Origin of the sequence: Mycobacterium lehmannii (assembly GCF_001499925.1) — a bacterium.
GTDB lineage: Bacteria > Actinomycetota > Actinomycetes > Mycobacteriales > Mycobacteriaceae > Mycobacterium > Mycobacterium lehmannii.
The window spans coordinates 13,565-25,995 of the sequence record NZ_LQIR01000010.1 but is presented as its reverse complement, the minus strand read 5'-3'; the positions used below and the strand labels follow the sequence as shown (position 1 = coordinate 25,995).

Annotated in this window: 13 protein-coding genes; 7 read left to right on the top strand and 6 right to left on the bottom strand. The window is 66.2% G+C overall.

The annotated features are described in order from the left end of the window. Positions 1–2 precede the first annotated feature (2 nt). Positions 3–776, bottom strand: a complete 774-nt coding sequence (gene surE / locus AU192_RS07200) for a 5'/3'-nucleotidase SurE (RefSeq protein WP_064395111.1) — start codon at positions 774–776, stop codon at positions 3–5. 28 nt (positions 777–804) lie between these two features. Further along, positions 805–1,776 carry a 1-phosphofructokinase family hexose kinase gene (locus AU192_RS07195; RefSeq protein WP_064395110.1) on the bottom strand — a complete coding sequence of 324 codons (972 nt, stop codon included), beginning with the start codon at positions 1,774–1,776 and terminating at the stop codon, positions 805–807. A gap of 98 nt (positions 1,777–1,874) precedes the next feature. On the opposite strand from AU192_RS07195, the gene AU192_RS07190 reads away from it, so the two are divergent. Next, complete coding sequence (locus AU192_RS07190) at positions 1,875–2,501, top strand: TenA family protein (protein ID WP_064395149.1); 627 nt, start codon at positions 1,875–1,877, stop codon at positions 2,499–2,501. Here AU192_RS07190 and AU192_RS07185 read toward each other — a convergent pair. Next, the gene (locus AU192_RS07185; protein ID WP_064395148.1) at positions 2,492–3,652 is read right to left on the bottom strand and encodes a CynX/NimT family MFS transporter; all 1,161 of its coding nucleotides are present in this window, start codon (positions 3,650–3,652) and stop codon (positions 2,492–2,494) included. The two genes, AU192_RS07190 and AU192_RS07185, sit on opposite strands and share 10 nt — an antisense overlap. 146 nt (positions 3,653–3,798) lie before the next feature. Between AU192_RS07185 and AU192_RS07180 the strand changes: the two genes are divergently transcribed. Then, a complete protein-coding gene (locus AU192_RS07180; RefSeq protein ID WP_064395109.1) occupies positions 3,799–4,473 on the top strand; it encodes a FadR/GntR family transcriptional regulator in 675 nt (224 codons plus the stop codon). Between the two features lie 9 nt (positions 4,474–4,482). Here the strand turns inward: AU192_RS07180 and AU192_RS07175 are convergent, their stop codons facing one another. Beyond that, on the bottom strand, positions 4,483–5,808 hold the full coding sequence (locus AU192_RS07175) for an MFS transporter (RefSeq protein ID WP_064395108.1): 1,326 nt from the start codon (positions 5,806–5,808) through the stop codon (positions 4,483–4,485). A 251-nt stretch (positions 5,809–6,059) separates the two neighbouring features. On the opposite strand from AU192_RS07175, the gene AU192_RS07170 reads away from it, so the two are divergent. Both AU192_RS07170 and AU192_RS07165 read left to right on the top strand, forming a co-directional pair. Further along, the gene (locus tag AU192_RS07170; protein WP_064395107.1) at positions 6,060–6,818 is read left to right on the top strand and encodes a response regulator transcription factor; all 759 of its coding nucleotides are present in this window, start codon (positions 6,060–6,062) and stop codon (positions 6,816–6,818) included. Then, positions 6,815–7,963 carry a sensor histidine kinase gene (locus AU192_RS07165; protein WP_064395106.1) on the top strand — a complete coding sequence of 383 codons (1,149 nt, stop codon included), beginning with the start codon at positions 6,815–6,817 and terminating at the stop codon, positions 7,961–7,963. The genes AU192_RS07170 and AU192_RS07165 overlap by 4 nt, the downstream gene beginning before the upstream one ends. A gap of 42 nt (positions 7,964–8,005) precedes the next feature. On the opposite strand, the gene AU192_RS07160 is transcribed toward AU192_RS07165, so the two are convergent. Beyond that, positions 8,006–8,734: a DUF305 domain-containing protein gene (locus tag AU192_RS07160; protein WP_242656918.1), complete on the bottom strand. Its 729-nt coding sequence runs from the start codon at positions 8,732–8,734 to the stop codon at positions 8,006–8,008. A gap of 273 nt (positions 8,735–9,007) precedes the next feature. Here AU192_RS07160 and lpqS point away from each other — a divergent pair, with 273 nt between their 5' ends. The 3 genes from lpqS to AU192_RS07145 all read left to right on the top strand — a co-directional run bounded on the left by lpqS (position 9,008) and on the right by AU192_RS07145 (position 11,897). After that, a complete protein-coding gene (lpqS, locus tag AU192_RS07155) occupies positions 9,008–9,421 on the top strand; it encodes a putative copper homeostasis (lipo)protein LpqS (RefSeq protein ID WP_064395104.1) in 414 nt (137 codons plus the stop codon). A 107-nt stretch (positions 9,422–9,528) separates the two neighbouring features. Continuing rightward, positions 9,529–10,638 carry a PLP-dependent cysteine synthase family protein gene (locus AU192_RS07150; protein WP_064395103.1) on the top strand — a complete coding sequence of 370 codons (1,110 nt, stop codon included), beginning with the start codon at positions 9,529–9,531 and terminating at the stop codon, positions 10,636–10,638. After that, the gene (locus AU192_RS07145; RefSeq protein WP_064395147.1) at positions 10,635–11,897 is read left to right on the top strand and encodes an MDR family MFS transporter; all 1,263 of its coding nucleotides are present in this window, start codon (positions 10,635–10,637) and stop codon (positions 11,895–11,897) included. The genes AU192_RS07150 and AU192_RS07145 overlap by 4 nt, the downstream gene beginning before the upstream one ends. 25 nt (positions 11,898–11,922) lie before the next feature. On the opposite strand, the gene AU192_RS07140 is transcribed toward AU192_RS07145, so the two are convergent. After that, on the bottom strand, positions 11,923–12,387 hold the full coding sequence (locus tag AU192_RS07140) for a rhodanese-like domain-containing protein (RefSeq protein ID WP_233151502.1): 465 nt from the start codon (positions 12,385–12,387) through the stop codon (positions 11,923–11,925). Positions 12,388–12,431: the final 44 nt, after the last annotated feature.

Here is a 12,431-nt window from a genome sequence, read left to right as displayed (position 1 = left end):
GCCTAGGGTCCGTCGGCCAACCACTGGCGCACGAGTTCACCGTCGTGTGCCTCGACCGATCGCAGCTCGGTCAGCGTCGGATGCCCGGCGTCCAGCAGCGCGCTGTCGGTGTCGTCCTCGGGATCGTCCGGCACCTCCACCTCGCTCAGGCGCACACCGCCGTCGCGGACCTCTTCGACGCGCGTCTGCACCGCCCCGCCCCGCGCCAGCCGCGCGTGGCGGAGCGGACCGACCTCGTTGGCAGGCCGGTCGGGGACGTTGAGGGACAGGACGGTGCCGTCGGGTGCGTCGAGCAGCAGTTCCAGCACCGGCGCCAGCAGACCTGCGGCGGTCTCCCAGTACCGCTCGCCCGTCGGATGCAGCGCGACGTCCAGCGATACCGCCAGGGCGCGGGTGTCGCTGATTTTCGCGGTGAGCGCCGCGCCGATCGTGCCGGAGTGCAGGATGGCCCGGCCGACGTTGGCGCCGTGGTTGATTCCCGACAGCACGAGGTCCGGTCGAGGATCGAACCAGCCGTTGAGCGCGGCGGCGACGATGTGTCCGGGCTGGGCCTGCACCGCCCACGCCTCGACACCGTCGAGGGCGGGTATTTCTCGGGGCTCTACCACGGTTCGGCCGTCGCGGCGGACCGCGCTCAGCGCGGCGCTCGCCCCGCTGGCCTGCTCGGCGGGGGCGGCGACGATCACCTCCAGCCCGGCCTCGAGCGCCGCATTCACCAGCGCATGCAGGCCGGGCGAGTCGATCCCGTCGTCGTTGGTCACCAGTGCGCGCGGCACGCGTCAACCTCCTCCAGTGCGATGCCCGCTACTTCAACGGGCGCAACTCCACCCGTTCGGCGAGCGTCTCCACGGCGCGCGCACCGCCGGTGCCCAGCCCGTGCCGCACGACGTTGAGCGCACCGCACGCCGCCCCGATCTGCAGAGCCGCGCGCAGCGGGCGGCCGCTGGTCAGCGCGGCGACGATGCCCGCGGTCATCGAGTCCCCGGCACCCGCCGAATCGGCCGGTTCCAGCGTGGGCATCGTGACCTCCACGACGTCGTCATCGTCGTCCTCACCGAGCAGGGCCAGAGCCGGAGCGTCACCGGAGCGGGACACGACGACGATGTTCGCACCCTCGTCACGCATCTTGTGCATGGCGGCGACCAGATCCTTGGCGTCCTCCGATTTCGCCCGGCCGTCGTCGAGCAGCTCTTCGTGGCTGACCTTGATGAGGTCCGGTCCGCCGGCGAGCACCGCCTCGAGCCGCTCACCGGACAGGTCCGCCGCCACCTTGCAGCCGTTGGCGCCGAGATCGGTGGACAGGCGGCGGTACAGGTCGGCGGGCAGTACATCGTCTTCCTGCGGGCCGGAGAGCAGCACCCGGCCATGCGTCAAACCCTCGGTGAGGGTGAGCTCGTAGAGGGAGTCCAGTTCGTGGCGGTCGAGCGGGCTGCCAGCAGCCTCCGCGATCACGTCACGGTCACCCGAGCGGCGATCGTGCACATACGCGCCGTTGCGCGCGCTGACCGGCACGGTCTGCACGGTGACGTTCTGCGCGGGCAGCAGGTGGCCGAGGACGTCGCCTGTCTCCCCGCCGAGCGCCGAGCACAACACGACCGGCACACCGAGCGAGGACATCATGCGTGACTGCCAGACACCCTGGCCGCCGGCGTGGACGTGGATGTCGGGCTCTCCGGAGCGGTTCTCGACCGTCACAGTGAGCACGGGCAGCGGGGCGAAGATGACGACGGCCGAGCCGCCGTCGGATTTGTCGTCGCGGGATTCCCTGTCTGTCATGGGTTGCGGAGTACCCATCCCCGCCGCGGGCTACCCGACGGCCTCGCCAAGGCTGGTGCCGACCCATGCCGAGCCGGCCGCGACTAGAGTCCGTGGGCATGTCACTGGCAGCGCAGTTGTGGACGGAGAACGCCGATGTGGTGGCCGAGGTGCTGGCCAACCCGTTCGTTCGGGGTATCGGAGACGGCTCGCTGGACCGCGACCTGTTCGCCGGTTACATCGCGCAGGACGCGTTCTTCCTCGAATCGTTCGCTCGTGCATATGGTTTGGCGCTTTCCAGGAGTGCGGATACCGCCACCCTGTTGACCTTCGCCGATCTGCTCGCCGGCGTGCGCGATGAGCTCGGGTTGCACGCGTCTTATGCCGCGTCATGGGGGATCGACATGGCGGGCGTCGAACCCGCCGCGGCGACGCTGGCCTACACCGAGTTCCTGCTGGCCACCGCCGCTACCGCCGACGTCGGCGTGGTATGCGCGGCGATGACGCCGTGCATGCGGCTGTACGCGCACGTCGGTGTCACACTCGACGCCGAGACCGCAGGCCCGTATGCGCAGTGGGTGCAGACCTACGCCGATCCGGGCTTCGACGAGGTGGCGTCATTGTTGGAGCGGCTGCTCGATCAGCAGGCTGTCGATGTGTCCGCCGCCCGGGTGGCCTATCGGCGTGCGATGCGGCTGGAGTTGGCGTTCTTCGACGCGGCCTTCAAGCGCGGGGATCAGACGTAGCGCGGGCGACCGGCCAGCGCACCGAGCGCGATCTGCGCCGCGTAGACACCCAGGAACATCATCCACGGCACCGTCCACCCGTGCGTGACATCGTGCAGCAACCCGAACAGAAATGGGCCGGTGCCCGCGATCAGATAGCCGAATCCCTGTGCCATTCCGGACAATTGCGCGGTGTCCTCGGCGTTTCGCGCGCGCAGCGCGATCACCGCGAGCGCCAGGGCGAACACGCCCATCCCGACTCCGATCAGCACGCTCCACAGCAAGGGCTGCGCCGCCGGAGCGAGCATCAGCCCGACCGTCCCCACCAGCCCGACGGCGCCCAGACCGACGATCCATGCGCTCTGTCCCCGGCTGCGCGCGGCCAGCGGCGCGATCACCAATGCGATGGGCACACCGACTAGCGATGTGACCCCGACGAGCAGACCGGCCTGGGTCTTGTCAACACCGTTGTCGATGAAAACCTCTGGCAGCCAACCCATCACGATGTACGCCATCAGCGACTGGCAGCCGAAGAACAGCGTCACCGTCCACGCCAACCGGTTTCGCAGCAGCGAGCGTCTGCCCCCGGCGGGGGTGGTGCTCGCCGCCCACGTGCCTGCGTGTCGTCGCGACGTGGGCAGCCACGCCACGAGCGCGACGAAGGAGACCGCCGCCCACGCCGCCAGCGCGGCGCGCCACCCTCCCAGCGGGTCCTCGAGCCCGGGAGTCACCGCCGACCCCAACGCACCACCGCCTTGCAGTGCAGCGGTGTAGATCCCGGTCATCAGCCCGACCCGCGCGGGGAACGACCCCTTGATCACCACGGGGATCAACACGTTGGCCAACGCGATCCCCGCGCAGGCGATCAACGTCGCGGCGATCACGGTGTGGGGACCGCCGACGGTGCGGGCGAGCAGACCGACGGTGAGCGCAACCAACGCGGCGGAGATGGTGCGACCGAGCCCGATGCGCGCAGCGAGCCGGGGCGCGGTGAGCCCCGCCACCGCGAAACACAGTGCGGGCACTGTGGTGAGGAGACCGGCCCACGTCGCCGAGACGCCGAGTTCGGCGCGCATCTCCCCGAGCAGGGGGGCCACACTGGTCACGGCCGGGCGCAGGTTGAGCGCGGTCAAAACGACGGCAAGCGCCAGCAGCGCGCCGCCCGCGACCATCGAAATGTGGGCGCGGTCGGCCTCGGCGGAGTCCTCGAGGCCAACGTTCAGCTGAGTCGACGAGACGTCTACTTCATCATCCCGCCGCCCGACACGCATCCTGCTAATGTGCCATACATCCCATGATTGGTTGAAAGGATGTCTCTGTGCCGTTGGTCACCGCGCACCGGTCGGGCCTCGTCGACCAGGTCATCGAGCAGTTGCGGGACTCGGTCGCGCGCGGCGAATGGCCGGTCGGGGAGCGCATACCCAATGAGACGGTCTTGGTCACGTCGCTGGGCGTCGGCCGCAACACCGTGCGCGAGGCCGTCAGGGCGCTGGCCCACGCCGGCATCCTCGAGGTGCGGCAGGGTGACGGCACCTATGTCCGGGCCACCAGTGAGGTGTCGGGTGCGCTGCGTCGGCTCTGCGGCGCCGAGTGGCGCGACGTGCTCGCGGTCCGGCGCGCGCTGGAGGTCGAGGGCGCCAGGGCAGCGGCGCGCCGACGAACCGAGGACGATCTGGGCGAGCTGCGCGCATTGTTGGCGCGTCGAGACGCCTGTCTGGCCGACGGGGACACCGACGAATTCGCCCGCGCCGACGCCGAATTCCACCTCGCGGTGGTCCGGAGTTCGCACAACGCGACCCTGACGGAGCTGTATCGGGGATTGATGGAGGCCATCGCGGCCAGCGTCGCCAGCGGCCAGGACGCGGCCGTGGAGGTCGTCGATCACGGTGTGCTACTTGACCACATCGCCGCCGGTGACGCCGAGCGGGCCGCGCGGACCGCAGCGGAGATCATCGACGGTGTGCTCGCGGGCCTTCCCGCAACTGACTGCTGACGTCGAGCCTCACTCCTTGTCGGCGGATCGTGGCCTGCTGCCCAAGGCGACGACCAGAGCTGCCGCCACCAACGACAGCGTGCCGACCACCCACAGCGCCACCTTGCTGTTACCGGTCAGGTCGGTGAGCCAGCCGGTGATGTAGGGGCCACCGAACCCGCTCAGGTTTCCCAGCGAGTTGATCAGTGCGATACCGCCGGCGGCGGCCGCTCCGGTGAGGAAAGACGATGGCAGAGACCAGAACACGGGTAACGCGCACATGACGGCGCACGTGCACAACGTGACGGCCACCATCGCAAGGTAGACGTCGGTCATGTACAGGGCCGCGGGAATGGTGACACCGCCCACGATCGCCGGGATGGCGACGTGCCAAACCCGCTCGCCGGTTCGGTCCGAGTGCCAGGCCCAGGGCACCATGACGATCGCGGCCACGGCGTACGGAATCGAGGTGACCAGTCCGCGTTGGATGACGTTGAGGTGGACGCCGTACTCCTCTTGAAACCCGGCGACGATGGTGGGCAGGAAGAACCCGACCGCGTAGAGCCCGTAGGTGATCCCGAAGTAGATGAACGCCAGGGCCAGGATGCGCGGATGGGTCAGGGCCTTCTTCAGCGGCCAGTGGCCACCGCTGCGCTCGGCGGCCGCCCGCTCATCGTCCAATGTGGTCTGCAGCCAATCTTTTTCGTCATGATGCAGCCAGCCCGCGAGACCGGGCCGATCGGTGAGATAGAACCAGCAGATCACGCCAAGGATGACGGCGGGAAGCCCCTCGACGAGGAACATGAACCGCCAGCCGGCCAACCCGAGAAAGCCGTGCCCCCAGTCGATGATCAACGACGAGATCGTCGATCCGACCGCGGTCGAGACGGGTACGGCGACCATGAAGAGCGAAACGGCCCGCGACCGCTGCTTCTCGGGGAACCAGAACGTGAGGTACAAGATGATGCCCGGGAAGAAGCCGGCCTCGGCCACGCCGAGAAGAAAGCGCAGAACGATCAACATCTCCGCATTCGGTACGAATGCGATTGCGGCACTGATGATTCCCCAACTCACCATGATCCGCGCCAGCCAGCGCCTGCCGCCGAACTTGTTAAGTGCGATGTTGCTGGGCACTTCGAGCAGCAGATAGCCGAGGAAGAAGATTCCCGAGGCGAAGCCGAACGTCTTGGCGCTCATTGCGAGGTCGTCGTTCATGCCGTTGGGTCCGGCGAACGCGATGTTGACCCGGTCGAGATAGTTGACGACGTAGAGCAGGAAGAGGAACGGGATGAGGCGCCAGGTGACCTTTGCCAGCGTCCTGTCTTCGACGGCGCGATCCGGCAGGTAAGTGCTCATTGCGGCCCTTCTCCAGCGCAAAAATCCAGCGCGATCACACGAAGGCTAGACGAGTGGGCAACGGTGACGGAAGCGTGTATCGGGTGACCGTCAGGGTAACGCGGCCATTCTCATCAGGTCTCTCCGCCGAGGACCATCCGCGCGTTCCTTGCCGGTGCCATCGGACGTGCGTGCGGGGACGGCTTGATGATGATTGTGTGAAGATTTCCTGAACGGCCGGGAAGCCGGCGGTTGGGCGGCACGATGGGGTTATGGACAGTGCCTCGCAATCGTCGGCCGGCACTGCGGATTTTGGATACCGCGCCCTCGTGGTCGATGATGAAGAATCTTTGGCCGAAGTGGTGGCGAGTTATCTCGCTCGGGAGCATTTCGAGGTTACGGTCCGCCACACCGGGGTTGAAGCGCTCGACGTGGCACGTGAGGTCGACCCGGATGTGGTCGTCTTGGATCTGGGATTGCCGGGCATTGACGGGTTAGAGGTTTGCCGTCAGTTGCGGACGTTTTCCGATGCCTATGTGGTGATGCTGACGGCCCGCGACACCGAGGTCGACACGATCGTCGGCCTGTCGGTCGGCGCAGATGATTATGTGACCAAGCCGTTCAGTCCGCGGGAGTTGGTCGCCCGGATCCGGGCCATGCTCCGTCGCCCGCGTACCGTCGGCACGCCGGTTCCGACATCCAATCCGAGGGCCGCCGACGTGCCGAAGCCGCGCGTGTTCGGTCCATTGTCAATCGACGTGGCCGGCAGACAGGTGTATCTCGACACCAAGCCAATCACACTGACTCGCACCGAGTTCGACATTCTCGCTGCACTGTCGTCCCGTCCTGGTGTGGTGTGGAGCCGTCGGCAGCTCATCGACGCGGTCTGGGGAGAACCATGGGTGGGGAACAGCCACCTCGTCGATGTCCACGTCGGGCATGTTCGGCGCAAGCTCGGTGACGACCCCGCCGAGCCGAGATTCGTGTTCACCGTGCGTGGGGTGGGTTACCGGATGGGGACGGGGCGATGAGGGCGCCGGCGCGCTCCGGCATGCTCCGCCGGTTGCTGCTAGGACAGGCGTTGGTGTTGCTTGCGGTCGGCGTAACCACTTGGGCGGTAGCCTCGTTGGTCGGTCCGCCGTTGTTCCGCGACCACCTCCATCAAGCCGGCGTGCCAGATGACTCCAGTGAACAATTCCACGCCGAACAGGCGTACTGGCACGCCACCGCCATCTCGATCGCTGTCGCGATCGCGGTGGCTGCCTTGACGGCGTTCGTGGTCACCGTCTATCTGAGCCGGCGCGTACAGCACTCGCTCGCTGAGATATCCGCGGCGGCGATCACCGTCGCCGAGGGCCGCTACGACGTCCAGGTGACGCCGCCTCAACTCGGATCTGAATTCGATGGGTTAGCAGCCGCTTTCAACCAGATGGCGCATCGACTGCGGGCGGTGGAATCGACCCGCCGTCGATTGTTCGGCGACCTTGCCCACGAAATCCGTACCCCGGTCGCCGTACTCGACGCCTATCTGGAAGCCGTCGAGGATGGCGTGAAGACTCTCGACGCGCGTACCGTCGCGACGCTGCGTGAGCAAACCGGTCGGCTCGTGCGTTTCTCGGCTGACGCCGCCGCCCTCGCGCAAGCCGAAGAGGCGCACACGGCCATCACATTGGAATGGGTCGATTCCGGGCAGTTGGTCGACGCGGCAATCGCCGCCGTCGCAGATCGCTTCGCCGCCGAAAGCGTGGCATTGACTTCCCATGTCGACGAGGCCCCCCGATTGTGGGGTGACAGGCAGCGCTTGGGGCAGGTACTGGGGAACCTACTCGACAACGCCCTGCGTCACACCGCCGCCGGCGGCCACGTCACCCTGGCGGTCGCACGTCACGGCAGCGACGCCGTCTTCACCGTCACCGACGACGGCGTGGGTGTCACTGCCGAACACCTCCCACATCTCTTCGAACGCTTCTACCGCGCAGACGTCGCCCGATATCGTGACCGAGGCGGCGCAGGAATCGGACTCGCGATCGCCAAAGCGCTGACGGAAGCCCATGGCGGCCAGATCGACGCGACAAGTCAAGGGCCCGGAACCGGGACCACCTTCACCGTGACGGTGCCGATTCAGCCACCGGCGGCTGCCCTCGATCCCGACAAGCGGGACTTGCCTGTCAGGTAACCGGGAACTCGAGACATCATCACGTGGGGGCCGTCCCAGCGCCTACAGCGACTTGAGTATCTCGTTCATGGTGTCGATCTCCTTCTGTTGGCTGCTCACGATCGACTTGGCCAGCGCGACGGCATCGGGGAACTGTCCGTTGTTGATCTCGTTCTGCGCCATGGTGATCGCACCCTGGTGGTGCTCGATCATCTGGGAAAGGAACAGCTTGCTGGCCTCTACGCCCTGAGAGTCCCGCAAGGCTTGCATTTCGGCCGGCGAGAGCATCTCTTCCATGCCGGACATGCCTCCCATCCCCGGCATCATCGATCCGCTGGGCATCATTGATCCGCCCGGCATAGGTGATCCGCTTGTATCAGGGCCGTGCATACCTCCGTGGCCGGGCGGCATATTCCCCGGTGTGTGGTTCTGACCTGGCATCCCACTCGCGCCTGGCATGCCGCTCATCTCGGGCATACCCCACTGGTCGAGCCAACCCTGCATCTGTTTGATCTCTGGTCCCTGCGCATCCTTGATCTGCTTCGCCAAATCGACCACTCGAGGATCGATGCCCTGCTTGGCAAGGATCATGTCGCTCATCTCGATCGCCTGCTGGTGGTGCGGGATCATGTGATGGGCGAACATCACGTCGGCATGATTGTGCGCCGCGGTCGGGGCCGCAATCGAGGTTTGGGCGTTCGTGGGCGATGCCGACGGCGACTCGTTACTCGCAGAGTTGCTGCAAGCAGCGGTGAGCGATGTCGCGGCCAGGACCGCCGCGGCGGCCACCACATACCTGCTTCTTGTCACCAAACGATCCTTTCGTCGTCATCGCACATCGATTCGCGACCAAGCCTTCTCCGAATGATTCGGGCTGCGTTAGTCGTTCTGTGAAGATTCGATGAAGAAAGCGCCGAGCTGTCCGGGCTGATGGAGCAGTCCATGACCGCGATAACCCCACGCTAGGCAGCCCTCGAAGCTGCTGTCGCGAGGCGATAACGAGATTGCGTCAACTCCTCGCGCCGCCGAACCAGCCGATGCTGCGCTGCTACAGTCGGCGGCATTGTGAGCTACACGGTGGCCGTCCCTGTGACACGGGTCCGCGCGGTAATCGCGCTGGGCCTGGCGTTGTGGGTGGTCGCCGTCGCTGCCCAGTGGACGCTGCCGCTCGACGACGTCGCCCCGCCGCACGGGCCGCATGCACTTGCGTCCGCGTCCGTAGGGGAACATCCCGTCGTCATCGACCATCCACACATCGGTGATGCACCGACTCCGCTGCTTCCCGACGCGTTCGCTGAGGCGGTTCTCCCGCGGGCGTCCACCTCACTCATCGCTCTAGGGTTGACCGCCGCCCTCGCGGTGGTAGCGGTGTGTTGGCACCAACCCGCATTGGCCGCGATCCGGGGGCCGCCTCGAGCACGGTCGACTGTTCTCTCAGGTCGGGTGATTCTCACTCGGCTCTGCATCGCGCGACGCTGATCCGGTGGCGCCAGACCATGCCGCTTGTTGCGGTTCGGTCGGTGACCGTCGTCCCTTTCAGCTGCCGCGTGCAACCTTTCGCGGCTCGACGCAGAAGCGATGCATCGATGAATCACGTTCTGACTGTTCACGCTCCTGACCTGCATGCCCCCGGCCAGAGATGCCTCGGTCGCTATGAGCGGCCGGGCACGCTGGTCGGTCACACTCCGGTGCTGCGCATCGCCGAACCGTTCACGTCGGCACACCTTGGGTTTTGGGCCAAGCTCGAAGGCTTCAGCCCCGGCGGCATGAAAGATCGCCCGGCCATGTTCATGGTGGAGCGGGCTCGCGCCAGCGGCGTCCTCCCTCCCGGTGGCCGTATAGTCGAATCCACCAGCGGCACATTGGGTTTAGGCCTAGCGCTCGCAGGAACCGTCTACCGGCACCCTGTCACCCTCGTCACCGACCCCGGCATGGAGCCGATCATCCAGCGGATGCTGCGGGCGTACGGCGCAGATGTGGACTTGGTGACCGAGCCGCATCCTGACGGTGGTTGGCAGCAGGCGCGCCGTGACCGGGTGCTGCAGGTTCTGGCCGCCGATGAGCACGCTTGGTATCCGGATCAGTACAACAATCCCGACAATGTCGACGCGTATCGCGGCTTGGCGCTGGAATTACAGGCTCAACTCGGCAAAGTCGACGTGCTGGTGTGCTCTGTCGGCACCGGAGGCCACTCGTCGGGAGTGGCTCGGGTATTGCGAGAGTTCAACCCAGACCTGCAATTGATCGGTGTCGACACGGTGGGCTCCACCATCTTCGGACAACCGGCGACAGCACGGCTCATGCGCGGTCTAGGGTCGAGCATCTATCCGCGAAACGTCGACTACGACGCTTTCAACGAGGTCCACTGGGTTGCCCCCGCCGAAGCGGTATGGGCTTGTCGCACATTGGCTGCCACCCACTATGCCAGCGGGGGATGGAGTGTCGGGGCGGTGGCGCTGGTCGCCGGCTGGGCAGCCCGTACCTATCCATCAGATATGACGATCGCTGCGGTCTTCCCCGACGGCCCGCAGCGCTACTTCGACACTGTCTACAACGACGATTTCTGCCGCCAGCACGGCCTCCTGGGCGGACCGCCTCCCACCGAACCGGCGGTCATCGACGAACCCACGCGACGTGTGGTGTCCTCGTGGACACGGTGCACCACGGTGGTGGATCCGGTGAGGACGACGCGATGAGGAGGATCGTCACCGAATTCCGCACTTTCGGATGGCCGAGCCGGCTGCTGATGATCAACCAATTCGGCATCAACCTCGGCTTCTACATGCTGATGCCGTACTTGGCCGGTTACCTGGCCGGACCGCTCGGGTTGGCCGCATGGGCCATCGGCCTGGTCCTGGGCGTGCGCAATTTCTCCCAGCAGGGCATGTTCATCGTCGGCGGAACATTGGCCGACCGCGTCGGGTACAAACCGCTCATCGTCGCCGGGTGCCTGCTGCGGACCGTCGGTTTCGGCCTGCTGGTCATTGCCGACTCACTACCGGCCATCCTGATCGCCTCAGCAGCAACGGGATTCGCCGGCGCGCTGTTCAATCCGGCAGTGCGCGCCTACCTCGCCGCCGACGCCGGACCGCGCCGCATCGAGGCCTTCGCGCTGTTCAACGTCTTTTACCAGGGCGGAATTCTCGCCGGCCCGCTGGTCGGCCTGGCTCTGATGGTTCTCGACTTCCGCATCGCTGCGACTGCGGCCGCCGCTGTCTTCGCGGCGTTGACCATTGCGCAACTCTTCGCGCTCCCTCATCACAACGCCACCCGGGACCAAGATGACTCGTCGATATTGGATGACTGGAGGACGGTTTTAGCCAATCGCTCCTTTCTGCTCTTCGCAGCGGCGATGATCGGTTCCTACGTGCTGTCTTTCCAGGTCTATCTCGCGTTACCGCTACAGGCCAAGGAACTGATGCCGGATGCCGAAGCACTCGTAGTGGCCGGTATTTTCGTAATCTCCGGGCTGATCGCGGTCGCGGGGCAGTTGAAGATAACCCGATGGTTCGCCAGTAGGTGGGGGTCTACACGTTCGCTGGTGACCGGCATGCTGATTCTCGCGTTGTCGTTCATGCCGATGGCCGCGCTGCCCGACAAAAGCCGTGCCGGCGAGATCGCAGCGTTGGCCGCACTTTTCGTCGGTGCTGCGGTACTGGCGGTCGGATCGGCCGCGGTGTTCCCATTCGAGATGGATACGGTGGTGTCGCTGGCCGGTGGCCGCTTGGTGGGAACCCATTACGGGTTTTACAACACGATCGTCGGAATCGGGATCCTGGCCGGCAATCTCGGCACAGGAACACTGATGCAGAAGGCAGCCGAAGCGGGAAGACCAGAGCTGACATGGATCGTGTTGACCATCATCGGCGTGACGGCGGCGTTAGTGCTCTACCGACTGGACCGGGCCGGCCGACTCCAACCGCGGGTGCCGCTCAACGCGGGCAAAATTCAGTAGCAAGCCGCGCCGCCACGGAGTGAGGTCAGATGCCGATAATCTGACGACCTTCGGCCTGCCAGGCGCGCATGCCCCCGCGGAGTTCGACGACATCGGTGTAGCCGAGATCGCTAAGCGCCTCGGCTGCAACGGTACTCATCGGGCCGGAGCGGCAGTAGACGGCCAGGGCGGTGTCGCGGTCGGCGGGGAGGCGGTTCGCTTGGGCGGCGATCTGGTCGAACGGAATCGACATGTCCGTGCCGGGGATGTCTCCCTCGAAGGGGACGTGGACATTCAGCGTTAACCGATCGGGTTCGTCGATCGCCGCGGCGAACTCGCCGGGCCCGAGAATCCGCGCGACGTTGGCGGGCTCGTATGGCGATGTGATGGCCGGGGGTCCGTCCACCGATACGCACGCGCTCACCGCCATCACGCCCGCGGCCGTCCATACCGCGGTGAGCAATTGTGGCCCCCACCGAACGATCATCGGGCGCCGAGTTGATCCGGTCATGCGCCCGAATATACCCCCCCGGGGTACTTGTGCGCCAGGGTCTC